Annotated in this window: 13 protein-coding genes; 8 read left to right on the forward strand and 5 right to left on the reverse strand. The window is 49.0% G+C overall.

All coding sequences use genetic code 11. From position 1 onward, the window contains the following. Positions 1 to 60: 60 nt before the first annotated feature. Positions 61 to 1,326 (reverse strand): extracellular solute-binding protein, encoded by a 1,266-nt coding sequence (locus IRJ25_RS09980; protein ID WP_074037640.1) that lies wholly within the window; start codon positions 1,324 to 1,326, stop codon positions 61 to 63. 370 nt (positions 1,327 to 1,696) lie between these two features. On the opposite strand from IRJ25_RS09980, the gene IRJ25_RS09985 reads away from it, so the two are divergent. Beyond that, the gene (locus IRJ25_RS09985; RefSeq protein WP_269318212.1) at positions 1,697 to 3,481 is read left to right on the forward strand and encodes a glycoside hydrolase family 13 protein; all 1,785 of its coding nucleotides are present in this window, start codon (positions 1,697 to 1,699) and stop codon (positions 3,479 to 3,481) included. 159 nt (positions 3,482 to 3,640) lie between these two features. Further along, positions 3,641 to 4,999, forward strand: a complete 1,359-nt coding sequence (locus IRJ25_RS09990) for an MATE family efflux transporter (RefSeq protein WP_269318213.1) — start codon at positions 3,641 to 3,643, stop codon at positions 4,997 to 4,999. A gap of 24 nt (positions 5,000 to 5,023) precedes the next feature. On the opposite strand, the gene IRJ25_RS09995 is transcribed toward IRJ25_RS09990, so the two are convergent. Then, on the reverse strand, positions 5,024 to 5,785 hold the full coding sequence (locus IRJ25_RS09995; RefSeq protein ID WP_269318214.1) for an enoyl-CoA hydratase/isomerase family protein: 762 nt from the start codon (positions 5,783 to 5,785) through the stop codon (positions 5,024 to 5,026). 123 nt (positions 5,786 to 5,908) lie between these two features. Here IRJ25_RS09995 and ybaK point away from each other — a divergent pair, with 123 nt between their 5' ends. From ybaK to IRJ25_RS10025, 6 genes are all read left to right on the forward strand, one after another. Further along, positions 5,909 to 6,373: a Cys-tRNA(Pro) deacylase gene (gene ybaK, locus IRJ25_RS10000; protein WP_159561895.1), complete on the forward strand. Its 465-nt coding sequence runs from the start codon at positions 5,909 to 5,911 to the stop codon at positions 6,371 to 6,373. A gap of 19 nt (positions 6,374 to 6,392) precedes the next feature. Beyond that, positions 6,393 to 7,091, forward strand: coding sequence for a CDP-diacylglycerol--serine O-phosphatidyltransferase (gene pssA, locus IRJ25_RS10005; RefSeq protein WP_074037646.1), 699 nt, complete (start codon positions 6,393 to 6,395; stop codon positions 7,089 to 7,091). Positions 7,092 to 7,179: 88 nt separating this feature from the next. Then, positions 7,180 to 7,929, forward strand: coding sequence for a carotenoid biosynthesis protein (locus IRJ25_RS10010; protein WP_074037647.1), 750 nt, complete (start codon positions 7,180 to 7,182; stop codon positions 7,927 to 7,929). Further along, positions 7,895 to 8,593 (forward strand): lysophospholipid acyltransferase family protein, encoded by a 699-nt coding sequence (locus tag IRJ25_RS10015; protein ID WP_074037648.1) that lies wholly within the window; start codon positions 7,895 to 7,897, stop codon positions 8,591 to 8,593. Before IRJ25_RS10010 ends, IRJ25_RS10015 begins: the two co-directional genes overlap by 35 nt. Further along, the gene (locus IRJ25_RS10020) at positions 8,590 to 9,657 is read left to right on the forward strand and encodes a glycosyltransferase (RefSeq protein WP_269318215.1); all 1,068 of its coding nucleotides are present in this window, start codon (positions 8,590 to 8,592) and stop codon (positions 9,655 to 9,657) included. Before IRJ25_RS10015 ends, IRJ25_RS10020 begins: the two co-directional genes overlap by 4 nt. 26 nt (positions 9,658 to 9,683) lie before the next feature. Continuing rightward, the gene (locus tag IRJ25_RS10025) at positions 9,684 to 11,150 is read left to right on the forward strand and encodes a phytoene desaturase family protein (protein ID WP_074037650.1); all 1,467 of its coding nucleotides are present in this window, start codon (positions 9,684 to 9,686) and stop codon (positions 11,148 to 11,150) included. 442 nt (positions 11,151 to 11,592) lie between these two features. Here the strand turns inward: IRJ25_RS10025 and IRJ25_RS10030 are convergent, their stop codons facing one another. From IRJ25_RS10030 to IRJ25_RS10040, 3 genes are read right to left on the reverse strand one after another with little or no spacing between them, the layout of a single operon-like run. After that, positions 11,593 to 12,432 carry a phytoene/squalene synthase family protein gene (locus tag IRJ25_RS10030; protein ID WP_084543106.1) on the reverse strand — a complete coding sequence of 280 codons (840 nt, stop codon included), beginning with the start codon at positions 12,430 to 12,432 and terminating at the stop codon, positions 11,593 to 11,595. Continuing rightward, on the reverse strand, positions 12,401 to 13,879 hold the full coding sequence (locus IRJ25_RS10035) for a phytoene desaturase family protein (RefSeq protein ID WP_214691223.1): 1,479 nt from the start codon (positions 13,877 to 13,879) through the stop codon (positions 12,401 to 12,403). The genes IRJ25_RS10030 and IRJ25_RS10035 overlap by 32 nt, the downstream gene beginning before the upstream one ends. Further along, a complete protein-coding gene (locus tag IRJ25_RS10040; protein WP_214691224.1) occupies positions 13,876 to 15,369 on the reverse strand; it encodes a phytoene desaturase family protein in 1,494 nt (497 codons plus the stop codon). Before IRJ25_RS10040 ends, IRJ25_RS10035 begins: the two co-directional genes overlap by 4 nt. Positions 15,370 to 15,417: the final 48 nt, after the last annotated feature.

Raw genomic sequence — 15,417 nt, forward strand, 5'->3', positions numbered from 1 at the left:
TTGCTCAATGCTAGAAAATGATGGGGAACGCCATGTGGCGTACCCCGTCATCTCAATTCCTTATTGGTTGTTCGCTTGGATTTGTTGTTCGATGACTTTCACTGCATCATCTGCAGATTTTTGTGCATCTTGTTTACCAGTTGCTACAAGCTGAAGCGCTTGAGCCATTGGCTCCCAGACTTGTCCCATTTCAGGAATGTTCGGCATTGGGATTGCGTTTGTTGCTTGGTCGAATACCGCTTTCGCAACTTCGTTCGACGTGATTGTCTCGTTCGACTCGAGTGCTGCTACTGGTGGGATCTCGTTGTATGCTTCAAACATTGCCAATGCGTTTTCTTCATTCGTCAACTCTTGAAGGAACATTTCAGCCCACTCTTGGTTTTCTGTGTAAGCTGAAAGGGCATATGTTTTCACACCCATGAACGTCTTGATTGGCTCACCGTTCGGAAGTGTTGGCATTGGAGCCGCTCCGAGGTTCACGCCTGCATCTGTGTAACCAGCTACAGCCCATGGTCCGTTCATGACTGAGTGAGCTTTCTTCTCAGTGAAGAGTTGGTCCATCGCTTGGCCGCCAGACTCTCCGATCAACCCTTTAGGGAAGAGGCCTTCTTCGTACCATTTACCGATGTATTCGAATCCTTCAACTGCGCCTTCGTTGTTCAAACCGATATCCGCTGGGTCGAGTGCGCCACCGTCTTCTTTGAACACGTATCCGCCGAATCCAGCGACAACACCGTGTGCGAAGTAGAAGTTATCCCAAAGTGCAAGGAATCCGTACTCGCCGTCAGCTTTTACATCGTTTGACAACTTGTAAAGGTCGTCCATAGATGCTGGAGCTTCAGCCATCAAATCTTTGTTATACATGAGAACTGGTGTCTCAACTGATTTTGGATATCCGTAAGCTTGGCCATCGAACATGACAGCTGATTTCGCAGCGTCTGTGAACGCGTCAAGCGATCCTTCGTCAGCGATTGGAGCCAAGTGACCTTGGTCTGCGATTGTACCAATCTGGTCATGTGGTACGAGCACGATGTCTGGACCTTTTCCAGCTGGACCGTCAAGCGCGAGCTTGTCTTTTTGATCTGTCATCTGTACTTCGACAACTTCAACTTTTACGCCATGCTCTTCTTCGAACGCCTTCGCAACTTCTTTCGTTGTTTCAGACTTTTCGATGTCTTCCCAGATGACGATCTTTTCAGGTTTGTTCTCGCTTGAAGAACCACCTTCGTTAGAAGATCCGTTGTCCGTTCCGCCACCACATGCAGCAAGTGCACCGAATGCGAATACTGCTGTTGAAAGTCCTGCTACCATTTTTTTCATCTTCATGATGAAAAACCTCCCCAAGGAAATAGTATGGTCAGATTTGCGCAATCGCACGACCACGTCAATTTTAAAACTCCGCTACGAAATTGACACGGTAGTGAAAACGTTTGCATCCTCACCTCAATTTTTATTATACAGTTGTGAAAGCGTTTTACAAGTCTTTTTTTACACTTTTTTTACGTCTGTTGACCCATTTATGTAATTTTTAAATGTTTGTTCTCAATTCTTCACTTTTTATGCGTTTCAGCAATTGACAAAATGTAAACGCTTTATTAACCTTTGCTTGAGCAAACGTTTTCGCAACATCTGTTCTCTTTGATTCCCGATGTTGTAAAATGATGTCATCCCCTATAAAGAAAGGAATGTTTTCCTTATGATGAAAGAAGCGATTTATCATCGTGCCATGTCCCCGTTCGTCTACAAATATGATCGCGAGACAATCCACATTCGTTTCCATACGAAGCGAGGCGATATCGAATCTGTCGATTTGATTTGGAACGACCCTTATGATTGGCACGCTGAAGACCCAGCCATGTGGAACTTCGATCCGGATAAGCCGAGCTACTGGCGTACATACGAGACTCCAATGGAGAAAATCGGGTTTGACGACGCCTACGACTATTGGTTCATCTCCATCAAACCGCCGTTCCGACGTCTACGTTACGGCTTCCGTTTGAATGATGGACAAGAGACGGCCGTTTATACCGAAAAAGGATGGTTCGAAGAGAAGCCGCTCGATGATACGGGTTACTACTTCTGTGTCCCATTCATCAACCCAATCGATATCTTCCATGCGCCTTCTTGGGTGAAGGATACGGTCTGGTATCAAATCTTCCCGGACCGTTTCGCCAATGGCGATGCTTCGCTCGATCCTGAAGAGACGCTCCCATGGAACTCGACAGAGCCTACGACGACAAACTTTTTCGGTGGCGACTTCCAAGGAGTGATCGACCATATCGATCATTTAGTCGAACTCGGGATCACCGGCATCTACTTCTGCCCGATCTTTAAAGCGACGACAAACCATAAGTACGATACGCTCGACTACATGGAAATCGATCCACAGTTCGGGACGAAAGAGAAATTTAAAGAGATGGTCGACCTCTTGCACGAGAACGGCATCAAAGTCATGCTCGACGCGGTCTTCAACCATGTCGGATATCATCACCCATGGTTCCAAGACGTCGTCGAAAACGGTCCGTCCTCTGAGTACCGTGATTGGTTCTACCTTCGCGATTTCCCGGTTGTCACAGAACCGAAGCCGAACTATGATACGTTCGCATTTGAAAAGAACATGCCGAAAATCAATACAGAACATCCCGAATTAAAAGCTTACTTATTAGATGTCGCCCGTTACTGGGTCGAAGAATTCGGCATCGACGGATGGCGTCTTGACGTTGCCAACGAAGTCGACCATGCATTCTGGCGTGACTTCCGTAAGGCCGTCAAAAATGCGAACCCGGAAGCTTATATTCTCGGAGAGATTTGGCACGATTCACAACCTTGGCTACAAGGTGACCAGTTCGATGCCGTCATGAACTATCCGTTCACGAACGCGAGCTTGAACTACTTCGCCCTCGACCGGACGACCGCTTCGGAGTTCCGTAACGAACTGACACGTGTCGAGATGATGAACACGATGAACGTCAACGAAGTCACGTTCAACTTGATCGATTCGCATGACACCCCCCGCGCGTTGACACGAGCGAAAGGACATAAAGGCAAGTTCAAACTCTTGATGACTTCAATGCTGACTTATACGGGTAGCCCATGTATCTACTACGGGGACGAAATCGGACTCGAAGGCGAACAAGATCCAGGTTGCCGTCGCTGTATGCCGTGGGATGAAGCCGAAGAAGACCGTAATCTCTTCCGCTACATCCAAAAGCTCATCCAGCTTCGTAAGGAACACCCTGCGCTCGCCAATGCCGGCTCATATCGCTTTAACCTGGTCGACGATGCGAACAATGCAGTCATCATCGAGCGGTGTACGAAAGATGAGACTTACTTGGTGTACTTCAATAACTCGGACTCTGCCTCGAAACTGAATCCGCTCGGTTATACAGGAGCCGCCACGGACCTCTTGCATAACCGCGACCTCGACTCACTCGAAATCGAACTGGCGCCATTTAGTTCTGCTATTCTGAAATTGAAATAAATTCGAAAATCACCTGATTTCTTCGGGTGATTTTTTTGTTGAAAATAATTTAGCAAACCCCTTTCTTTTTCATTTCATAAGGAGTAAGATGACCTTTGACATTTTTATAAAACAAATAGTTAACAGAAAGAATTATAGAGAAAAGGGAGAATACACTACATGCAGACGAAACAAACGGAACAGCTCACCCTGTTCAAACTGTCGTGGCCGATTTTCATCGAACTTGCCCTCCATATGGGAACCGGGATCATCGCCACATTGATGCTCGCTCACTACTCAGACGCTGCCGCTTCGGCCGTCGGGGTTGCCAACCAAATCTTAAACGTGTTCTTAATTGTCTTTAGTGTGACGTCTGTCGGGGCGACCATTTTGATCGGTCAGGCCATCGGGGCACAGCGCATGAAGAAGAGTCGCGACTTCGCCCGCTCCGCCGTCAGTTTGAACATGTGGCTTGGTGCGATTATGGTCGTCGTCATCTTCTTGTTCGGTGAAACGTTCTTACGCCTGTTCGGTCTATCAGACGAACTGTTTGCGCACGGGCTGTTGTTCCTGCAAATCGTCGGCTTGTCGTTATTCACCGAAGCACTCATCATGGCGCTCAGTTCGATCCTCCGGAGTCACGGGATGACGAAACACGCCATGCTCGCGACGCTTCTGATTGATATCATCACCGCCGTCGGTGCCATTTTTGCCGTTACCGGCTGGTTTGGCCTTCCGGTCACAGGCGTTGCCGGTGTCGCTTGGGCCATCGTGATCGCACGATTCGCCGCTATGGTTCTCTTGTTCTGGCTCGTCAAACGGAAGCTCATGATTCACTTCCCGTTAAAAGAAGTGATTCGTCCGAAGAAAGACGACATCCAGTCACTCCTTCAAATCGGTGTTCCTTCTGCCGGGGAGAACTTGTCGTATCAGGCATCCCAAATTATCATCACTGGATTTATCGCGACGATGGGCGAGGCTTCCCTCGCTGCTCGGGTGTACGTGATGAACTTGTCGATGCTTGCCTTCTTGTTCACCGTCGCCGTCGCGCAAGGGACCCAGCTTTTGATCGCACGGGATATTGGAGGGAAACGTTTTAAAGAAGCCTATCATCGTGCCGTCAAGACCTTGAAGATTGCCATGTTCGCTTCGTTCGTCGCCTCTCTCGGTTTAGCGGTGTTCAGCGAATCGCTACTCGGTCTCTTCACGTCAAACCCTGACATCATCGCGGTCGGTGTGCCCATCTTATGGGCGACGCTCATTTTAGAGCCGGGTCGCGCCATGAACATCGTCTTGATGGGGTCGTTGAAGTCTGTCGGGGACGTCCGCTTCCCGGTCATGATCGGGATCGCCTCGATGTGGGGTGTCGCCGTGGCGTTCAGCTACTTGTTCGGTCTTCAAATGGGGCTCGGTATCCTTGGGATTTGGCTCGCCTTCTCCCTCGATGAGTGGTTCCGCGGATTCTTCGCGTTCCGTCGTTGGAAATACGGGACGTGGCAACAAAAAGGCTTCCAGTTCGAAGCAAAATCAACCACGTAAAAAAAGCGGCCGCGGCCGCTTTTTTTATTTCATCAAGAATGCCTGCATCGCTTGGCGGTGCACGTCCGTGTCCCCACACTTCCGTTGCCATTCGATTTCTTCATTCAATCCATCCTCAAATGAAGCGGCTCGCATGAGCGCCTTCATCCCTTGAACAGCGACCGGTGATTTCGCAGCGAGTGTCTCCGCATATGAAGTCAATCGCTCCGTATACATCGCATCTTCCACGAGCTCGGTGACGAGCCCGAATGAACGCGCGGCCTCCGAGTCAATCGTACTGCCACTCCAGAGCCAATCTAACGCAAGGTCGTCGCGCATGAGTCGACGCAGGTGATATGGACCGCCCGCATCCGCGACCAACCCGATTTTAATGAACGCCGAGCTGAACTTCGTCGACTTGGCGACGATTCGAACGTCTGCCGCGAGTGCCAAGCTGAGCCCTGCTCCAGCCACGACACCGTGAATCCCTGCGATGAGCGGTTTACGACTCGAGAAAAGTGCACGTACGAACGGATGATACACGTCTTCTAAATATTCCCCATAGTCCGCATCGCTCTCGATCGTTAAATCTTGTCCGGATGAGAACGCTCGTCCCTCACCGACAAGGACGATGACGCGAACGGCGTCGTCCTGTTCAAATGTGTCGATTGCCGTTTTCATTTCACGAAGCAACGTCTCGTTCAAGGCGTTTAGCTTTTCAGGTCGGTTCAGTTTCAACCACCCTACCCCATTGTGTGTCGTCAATTGAATCGTCTCCACTTCCATTCCCCCTTCAAAATGAATCATTGTTCATTTCTTCGTCATTGCTTCAAACTCCTTCCTTTACTGAAAAGTTTTTTGAAGTTCAATTGCCGGGAAGTTGGTTGATTTGCTATTCTAAAAGGAGTCGGTCACGAAAGGATGAGTCAGATGCAACTGACAAACGCCGCTCGGCAACTGAAACAGAAGAAGATTCCGTTCACCTATCATACGTATGAAGTTGATGACACCGATGTCTCAGCTAAACATGTGGCGATGACATTGAATAAACCGCTCGACGAACTGTATAAAACGATTTGTCTCATGAACGAGAAAAAGCAATATGCCTTCTTTCTCATCTCTGGAGAGCGTGACATCGATTTAAAAGCAGCCGCTAAAGCTTGGGGGGCGAAGAAAGCATCGACCGTCCCGATGAAAGAGCTCGAGACATTGACCGGTTATATTCGAGGAGGAGTCTCTCCGATTGGGGCGAAGAAGCCGTTCCCTGTCTATCTGCACGAAGCAGCTCAAGACAGAGAGACAATCACCATTTCTGCTGGAAAACGCGGCTATCAAATCGAATTAACACCTGAAGATTTACTGCAATTTACAAACGGGCACTGGTTCAGCCAATGACCTTACTGGGGGCAAAATTATGTGGAAAGAACGTATCCGTTCGTGGGTCCCAAACTCCTTTACGTTCGGAAATTTATTTTGTGGTGTCGTCGCCATCGTCTACGCCGCACGTGGTGACTTCTCAAACGCCACACTGTTAATCATCATCGCGATGATGCTCGACAGTTTAGACGGGCGCCTCGCCCGTATGCTCGGGGTCGCTGGCGATTTTGGAAAAGAATTGGACTCACTCGCTGACATCGTCACGTTCGGGGTCGCACCGGCGATGCTCGCTTATTACACCTTCTTTATTGATTACGGCAATTATGGATTGTTTTTTGCGGCACTTTTCCCGCTATTCGGCGCCTATCGTCTGGCTCGCTTCAATTTATCAGCGACAAACGTTGCAGCGAGTTACTTCTCTGGTGTCCCGATCACGGCCGCCGGGGGACTTCTCGCTGTCATCACAACGTTCGGTGACCGCGTCAGTGAACTGTTGACACCGATTTTTTTCACAGGGCTCGCCTTGTTGATGGTCAGCCGTGTTCGCATCCCGAGTTTTAAAGATGTACCATTGCCACGTCACTCGTTCATCATTACCATCAGTCTCGTCTATGTGACGTATATGATGTTCGCACGTTGGAAAGAATGGCCGACATTTTGGTTCATCGCCATCCCGTTCTATGTCTTATTCATCGCCTTTTCGTTCGTGAAAAGACGAAAACGGATGGCCAATTGAGAGTCTCGTTCAGCGAGGCTCTTTTTTGTACATGCATTTGTTAGACGAAGACTTCGATGAGCTTTAGAATGAAAGAAGAGGTGATGGAATGAAAGTGTATCCGTTTATTTGGAAATGGTTTATTGTTTGGTATTTCATTGGGTTGATTCTAGTTGGATTCGACCTGCTTCCACCTTGGCTCGAGTGGGCAAACCCCGTCTTTTTATGGCTAGCCGGGGCGATAGGTGGAACAATTCTTTATCAAGGAATTCGACAAGGAGCTTGGATTGTTCCGTTTATTTTCTTCGGTTCAATCGCCGTTGAAACACTCGGCGTAAAGACGGGATTCCCGTTCAGCGAATACGTTTATGCTGAGGCGTTCGGTCCGACAGTGTTTGGAGTCCCTGTCACAATCGGTGCGGCATGGCTTGCCGTGATCGGCTCTAGTTTTGCCGTTGCCCGTCTCTTCACATTCCGCCACAATATTTTATGGCTCGTTCCGATTCTCGCCGTATGGCTCGATATGGCAATCGATCCCGTAGCGGCAAACGTGAAAGGCTACTGGGAATGGGCGAATGACGGCTTATACTATGATATCCCGACACAAAACTTTATCGGTTGGTTCGGGTTATCCCTTATTTTCTCATGGTTGTTACAGCGTCACGAACGCGCTGTTGATTCCTTGTTCATCCGGCACGGCGTCTATTTGTTCGTCATGCTTCACGCACTCTTCGGTGTCACGGCTGTTAATGCAGGTCTCTATGGCATCGGGCTCCTCAGCATCCTCACATCCGGAGTGATTCTACTTGAAAGGAGGGGTCGCGATGATCGAGTCACACAAAAAGAAATGGTTCAATAACCTGTTCTCGACGTTCGTGCGGGAACGTCAAATACGTCCCACCTTCCATAACATTTATATCCGAACGGACGACGTTCCGACCCCCGGATTATTTTTAAGTACACATAGCGCGTGGTGGGACGGTCTCATCATGTATATGATCAATGAACATTTTTTACGACACGATATTCATGTGTTGATGGATGAGGATGGACTACGTCGCTTCCCGTTCTTTCGACACCTCGGTGCCTTCTCGGTGAAAAAAGGAAGTCTCTCCGATGTACGGGCCTCACTGGCTTATGCGAATGAATTGCTCGCGTCCGGGAAATCCGTCTGGATGTTCCCTCAAGGACAAGAGATGCCACAGGAACTTCGACCTGTCGAAATCGAGTCTGGCGCAACGTTGTTACTGAACGACCGCCCCGTCCAATTATGCGCCATGTACTATTCGTTTGAGAACCATGCGGAACCCCTTGTATATGTCCGCTTTCGAACAGTAGTCGTGACGTCGATGACACGACGAGCTCAGAAGCAGGAAATCGCGCAAGCACTCGAGGCGCTCTATGACGACGTGCGACAAGACGCCATCATTCGGTCTGATGCCTATGTGCCGCTCTTTCGACCACGTCGTAATCTTGCTGAATGGACAGAAACGATGTTCCGACTTGGGAGGGGACGTTCATGATCTTATGGCTGCTCACTCTCTCGATGTTTATCTTTACCCTAATCAATCTTTCGTTCTTGAGACCGCTCGCCCACCCAGGACGCACACCGGCGACAGCCGTCTGCATCCCGATGCGCAATGAGTCGCGTCACGTCGATCGACTGATTTCGAACTTAAAGCAGGCGATACCGGAAGGGACTCACGTCTATATCTACGAGGACCGCTCTGAAGATGATACATATGAAAAATTGAATCATGCAATTGGGAGCGATACCCGTTTTACCGTCATCCAAGGTGTTCCTTTGCCCCATGACTGGGCCGGAAAAGTTCATGCTTGTCATCAACTAGCATCACGCACGACTGAACCGTATCTTCTCTTTTTAGATGCGGACGTCACGATCGATTCGAGTTTTATCGCTCGCATGCATGCCACGCTCGCTCGAGAGCAGGCCGTCTTTTTATCAGGTTTCCCTCAATTTCCGACGTCAACATTTCTCGGGAAATTGTTGATTCCGATGCAACACGTGCTCATCGCCCAACATCTGCCTTTGTTTTGGCGTAAAGTGAAACACCCCGCATTTGCCGCGGCGAATGGCATGAACGTACTCGTCGAGCGGAACAGCTACGAGAAAGTTGGCGGACATGCTGCTATTCGAACGTCGTTGATTGATGATATCGATTTATGTCGAACGTTCAAACGTCATCAAAAAGTCACGTCACTCGTTCAAGTCTCCCCGTTCATCTCCTGCGACATGTATGAAACGAATGAAGAAGTGTGGACCGGGTTTTCAAAGAACGTATTCAAGGGAATGAATGAATCAGTAGGACTCGCCTTGTACTTCATGACATATTACGGCATCCAGTTGACGGCTATGCTCGCTTGGATCTTTTCACCGAGTTGGCAGACGATTAGCGCAGCGATTTTCGTGCTCCTCGCGCGTCTCGCTGTCGATCTGAAATCAAATGGGTCCGGTACATGGTACCATCCACTCAGTTTAATCGCTTACTTGACCTTACTCGGGAACGCCGTCATTCGTAAATGGAGACGGTTGCCCATCACGTGGAAAGGTCGTCACTATTCCTAAGCAGACGTCTAAAGGGGGACAATTGTATGAAACAAATCGTAGTGATTGGGGCTGGTCTCGGTGGACTAAGCGCCGCCGTCACGCTCGCAGCACGAGGTTATGACGTCACGGTCATTGAAAAGAATCAACATGTCGGTGGCAAACTCATGCCCATTATAACCGACGGTCACCGGTTCGACTTTGGTCCAAATACGATCACGATGCCGGATGTATTTCGTTCAGTCATTCGAAATAGCGGGGCCAATCCGGATGACTATTTTGAGTTAATCAAGCTCGATCAACATACCGTCAACCACTACACAGACGGGTCATCCTTCACGTTCAGTGCCGATCGGGCAAAACTTGAGGTCGAAGTACGGCGTTTGACCGGTGACCAGTTGAAACACAATCAGATGCGTGCCTATCTAGATGAAGCTGAAAAGCTGTTCGACATTGCGAATAAGCGCTTCTTCACACAAATGGACACAAAGTTGGATCCCGGTCTTTGGGCGGACATGGTCAAAGTGCATCCACTTCAAAGTTTGCACGCCCTTCACAAGAAGTATTTCAAGGACCCACGCATTATTCAGGCGCTCGACCGCTATGCGACGTACATTGGTAGCAGCCCATACGTGACGCCAGGTACGTTCGCCCTTATCGCACATTTGGAATTGAATGAAGGTGTCTATTTTGCGAAAGGTGGAAACTGGAATATCGCAAAAGGGTTCGCCAAACGGGCGAGCGAACTCGGAGTGACGTTCCGACTCGGTCATGAAGTGACGAAAATTGATGTGTTGAACGGAAAAGCACATGAGGTCGTCGTCGATGACCAAGAAGTCATCTCGTGTGATGCCGTTCTTCTCAACGGTGAACTCTTGACGCAATACCCACGACTCGTCGACGCAAAAGACCGACCATCTTTCCCGGTCCCGACACGCGACACGGTCGAACCTTCCATTTCCGCATTCGTCATGATGGTCGGATTGTCCAAACGATTGAACTTGGCACACCATAACGTCTATTTCTCAGACGACTATGAACGGGAATTTAAAGCACTTTTCCAAGAAGAACGTTATGCGGACGAACCGACAATCTATATTTCGAATTCATCCGCAACCGATCCGTCGATGGGCGAGGCAGGAGACAACCTGTTCATCCTCGTCAATGCGCCGGCACATCTGACCGACATTGATGCAGATACGTATGAGCATTTGATTCGCAGACGATTACGTATGTTCGGTGTGGATTGGGAAGAAGAAGAGGTGCTCTACCATAAACGGGTGACCCCACAAGATTTGACCCGTGATTTTTATGCGTATTATGGCGCACTTTATGGCACATCGGCCAACTCGAAAAAAGGGGCATTTTTTAGACCTGCACCGCGATCGACAGATGTATCGAACATCTGGTTCGCTGGCGGTTCGACTCATCCTGGCGGTGGCAGTCCGATGGTGACGCTTTCAGGACAATTCGCTGCACGATCGATGTTAGAGGACATACCTCTGACAATATGAACATTTTGTGAACGCGAGTTTCGACACTTGTCGACAATTGAAAGACGTGATAATATCATATTCGAGTTCAAGCAGTTCTGTAACGTTTGTTACACCTGTAGCGATCGAATGGCTTCCCCGAGCCTCATCGCGTTTTGAACTTGTCACACCCGAGAAAAAGTGATGAGCGAGTTTCCCCACTCGTATCCCGTAGTTGAGACAGCTTGCGTATGATGTTCCCCCTTAGTCCATCAAGCATCCTGTTTCGACGAAGATGTCCCAACTGATTCATTCCCCATGAATCCCGGCACATCTTTAGGGCTTCATCACAAACCGATTCATTCGTTTCCCCGATGAATGAATCACATAACGCTTACGCCACTTTTGGTCCCCCGTCAAAAGTGGTTTTTTTGCGTACAAAAAACTGTAGACGCCATCGAGCGTCTACAGGGAATCGAATCGCTTATAGTTTTGCCAACAACTTTCCTTTTTGTAAGGTCGATACGTATGCCCGCTTTGTGAAGACGTCATGTCGATTCGCACGTGCCGCATCAAGAATCCCTTCATAGAGAAGAGCCGCTGCTTGTACCGGCTTTCGACTCGCGAGTGGATACAGATGATGGGTTTCGCGTGCCCGTTCATACAAGAACTCTGCACGATTCGCCAACGCCTCCCATAGATCGATAAAGACAGGGGTCACTTCTCGTTGGTGTAACATCGCTTCACTCACACCGTACTGACGCATCATCGTACGGGGTAAATAGATGCGGTCTCGATTCAAATCTTCACCGACATCACGTAAAATATTGGTCAGTTGCATCGCAATGCCAAGGTCGATGGCGCCTTGCCTTAGCTGACGTGTCGTCGCAGCGTCCTGATTTGGGACAAGGATCGGGAGCAGCATCAGACCGACCGTGCTCGCTGCATAATAGCTATACTGCTCGGTCTCTTCGAGCGTTTCATACCGCGACTTATGTAAGTCCCATTTCATCCCTTCCGCCAATTCAAAAAATGGTTCGACGTCCATGTCATAACGTTTCCACACATCACGAAGGGCAACCCATAGTGCTTCATCTTGGTCGTAACCAGCTAAAAAGCGGTCGAAGTCATGCAAAAATGCTGTCAAACTCTCTTCTGGACGGTCTGATTCATCGACCGCATCATCGAGGGTGCGACAGAAAGTATATACTGCCATGACCGCTTGACGGTCTGGTTTTGAGAGCAAAGAGAAGGCCCGGTAAAAGGTTAACGAGCCCTTCTTCATGATTTCCTCACATTGACGATACGCTTCTTGTGTCGTCACGATGCATTGCCCCCATTTCTTCTTCCATTTTTTTCACAAGTAATTGCGACCCAATCATAACGATAGGGACGCCACCGCATGGATGGACGGATGCGCCCACCGCATAGAGACGTTCGATTTTCGGGAATGGTCTCGCTTGCGGTTTGAAGGCGGCTGACTGAGATAACTTTGGTGCAATCCCAAAACTTCCTCCTTCGAACAATCCGAATCGCTCAGCATCCATCGGTGTCCGGACTTTCATCTCGATGACGCGTTCACGGAAATCAGGCATGAATGCCTCGATTCTTCCTAATAGGTGTTCGATTGTCCCTTGTGCCTCAAAGTCTTCTCGTTCCAATTTTCGAGGAACCGGGACAAGAACATATAATACACTCGTTCCTTCTGGCGCGAGGGTTGCATCCATTCGCGATGGATTAAAGGTGTACATCGCTGGATACTCACTTAGTTTACCATCCTCAAAGATCGTACGCATCGATCCTTCAAAATCATTCGGTAAATCGAATTGGTGAACCGGTAAGTCGAGTTCGCCGTTGACGGCGAAATAAAGAAGTAACGTACCGCTTGACGGTTCATACGTCTTTGGCGTCACACCATCAATCAGGCGCTCCATGAGTGGAAAATCACCGTTCACGACGACTGCATCATACGGTACATATTCGTCATTTACCGTGACTCCATTGGCCACCCCGTCCGTGACATGGACACGATTGACGGTAGCATTCATCTCGAAACGAACACCTCGACGCTTCAACTCTTGTTCCATTTTCGTCGCTAGCGAAAAATATCCTCCTTTTACATACCAGACTCCTTCTTCTTGTTCACGATAAGGAATGAGTCCATATAACGAAGGAGTGGCATAAGGATTTCCGCCGATATAGAGCGTTTGTAAACTATAGGCGACACGTAAACGTTCGTCTTCAAAGAAGCGTTTCATATTCGCATGAGCCGTCTCATATGCTTTTAACCGCATGAGAAGGAGAAGTAGTTTAGGCTCGAACAACTCCGCTTTCGAGGCATAACTACGATCTAAAAACGTATCGAAGCCAATCCGATACTCTTCTTTCTTTTGGGACATGTACTGACGGAAGGCATCTCCTTCGCCGAAAGTTCGTTCGATTTCTTCCGCCTGTCTCTCGATTTCCCGATATTTATAGAATGATGTCCCGTCTTGATAACGTAAGCGGTAAAGTGGATCGACTTCAATCAACTCCACTTCATGTTCAGGAAGACCTGCCTCAATCAGTTGTTGTTTCAATTTACTCGGCAATAAGACGATGGTTGGACCTTCATCGACTTTCGCCCCATTATCGAATTCAACGTAGTTCAAGCGTCCACCGACCCGGTCCTCTTTCTCATAAATCGTGATTTGAAGTGACGGATTGCGTTTTGTCAATAAGAGGGCGGCATATAGTGTACCGACCCCTGCTCCGACAAAGCTAATATTCATCGGCCGACACCTGCCCGGTCACGCAAAAGGTTCGTCGTGATCCGCGCTGATTCAAAGATGGTCGGCAGTCCACTTCCTGGGTGGGTCCCACCCCCGACGAGCCAGACGTTGTCGAGCTCTTCGAATTGGTTATGCGGGCGGAAATACATCATCTGCGATAAGTTGTGCCCTAGATTGAACGTTGCACCTTCATATACACCAAACGCTTCCCAGTCCTCAGGCGTCAACGCCTCCATCACCTCGATGTGTTGACGGATGTTTCGGTAAGGGGAACGTGTCTCAAGCGCATCGAGAACGCGCTCTGTCATGGTCGCTTGTAACGTCTCCCACGGGAGGCCAGATAAATTGTTCGGCACCGGTACGAGAACGTAAAGCGATGACTTGCCAGGAGGCGCAAGTGTCGGGTCGATACGTGAGGCATTCTGTACATAAAACGAGAAGTCCTCGCTCAATTTCAATTCTTGTGTCATCTCTTTGACATTCAATTCATAATCGTCCGCGAAGTGAATCGAGTGATGCGCCACATCTTCGTAGACATGGTCGAGCCCGAGATAAAGCATGAATGTCGAGCACGAGTAACGCTTCTTCTTGAGTTGAGTCGGACTCCACTTCGTTAGTTTACCGTCTGGAACGAGCGACGTCATCGCATGTGCGAAGTCAGCACCAATCACGACTTCATCAAACGCATAATGGACACTCCCAGACACGAGACCGGTCACGTTTTGATCATCCATGAGAAGACGCTCTACCGGTTCGCCTAAACGAATGACGCCTCCCTCTTCTTCAATCACTTTCGCCATCGCATGACACAGCTGGTTCACTCCGCCAATCGGGTGATGCACTCCGTAGGCGTGTTCCATGTAAGACAAGATGGAGAATCCACCCGGACATTCCCAAGCGGACATCCCCAAATATTTAGCCTGAAACGTGAACGCATACTTCAGCTCTTCGCTCGTGAAGTACTCGGACAAGACGTCATAAAGCGATTTACCGATCGAGAGGAACGGTAGCGCCTTGAGCACGCGTAACGAGACATAGTCGGTAAGCTTGTCATGTGCGGTCTGAAGCACAGGCATCAATTTAGACAGTTTGATCGCCTGTTCACTCATGAACCGTTCGTAACCTTCGCCATTCCCTGGAAATTGTTCTTCGATGGCGCGATACATCTGATCACGATCTGTTGTCATCGAGAGTTGACGCGTCCCACGGTCGAAGTACAAATCATACATCGGCTCCAACTGCTTCATCTCGACATAATCATGCAGATTACGCCCTGTCTCTTCAAAAATTTCTTCTAAAATATAAGGCATATTCAAAAACGTAGGTCCTCGGTCGAACGCAAATTCACCTACTTCTAAGCGCGACGTTCTTCCGCCTACAAACGGTTGTTTCTCAAATACGGTGACGTCTACACCGCGATGCGCCAGTAGCATCGCTGCAGCCAACCCACCTGGTCCTGCCCCAATAACGGCAACTCTTTGTTTCGACACACTCAACAACTCCCTATGTGAATAGTCTCTTATGCTTCTCTATCATTA

It is taken from the genome of Exiguobacterium sp. KJ 601 (genome assembly GCF_027161185.1).
GTDB lineage: Bacteria > Bacillota > Bacilli > Exiguobacteriales > Exiguobacteriaceae > Exiguobacterium > Exiguobacterium profundum.

Bases quoted from the DNA above. Each gene is read 5' to 3' on its own strand.
- pssA (WP_074037646.1), top strand. From the start codon at position 6,393: ATGTGGAAAGAACGTATCCGTTCGTGGGTCCCAAACTCCTTTACGTTC.
- ybaK (WP_159561895.1), top strand. From the start codon at position 5,909: ATGCAACTGACAAACGCCGCTCGGCAACTGAAACAGAAGAAGATTCCG.
- IRJ25_RS09990 (WP_269318213.1), top strand. From the start codon at position 3,641: ATGCAGACGAAACAAACGGAACAGCTCACCCTGTTCAAACTGTCGTGG.
- IRJ25_RS09985 (WP_269318212.1), top strand. From the start codon at position 1,697: ATGATGAAAGAAGCGATTTATCATCGTGCCATGTCCCCGTTCGTCTAC.
- IRJ25_RS09980 (WP_074037640.1), bottom strand. From the start codon at position 1,326: ATGAAGATGAAAAAAATGGTAGCAGGACTTTCAACAGCAGTATTCGCA.
- IRJ25_RS10020 (WP_269318215.1), top strand. From the start codon at position 8,590: ATGATCTTATGGCTGCTCACTCTCTCGATGTTTATCTTTACCCTAATC.
- IRJ25_RS10015 (WP_074037648.1), top strand. From the start codon at position 7,895: ATGATCGAGTCACACAAAAAGAAATGGTTCAATAACCTGTTCTCGACG.
- IRJ25_RS09995 (WP_269318214.1), bottom strand. From the start codon at position 5,785: ATGATTCATTTTGAAGGGGGAATGGAAGTGGAGACGATTCAATTGACG.
- IRJ25_RS10010 (WP_074037647.1), top strand. From the start codon at position 7,180: ATGAAAGTGTATCCGTTTATTTGGAAATGGTTTATTGTTTGGTATTTC.
- IRJ25_RS10025 (WP_074037650.1), top strand. From the start codon at position 9,684: ATGAAACAAATCGTAGTGATTGGGGCTGGTCTCGGTGGACTAAGCGCC.
- IRJ25_RS10035 (WP_214691223.1), bottom strand. From the start codon at position 13,879: ATGAATATTAGCTTTGTCGGAGCAGGGGTCGGTACACTATATGCCGCC.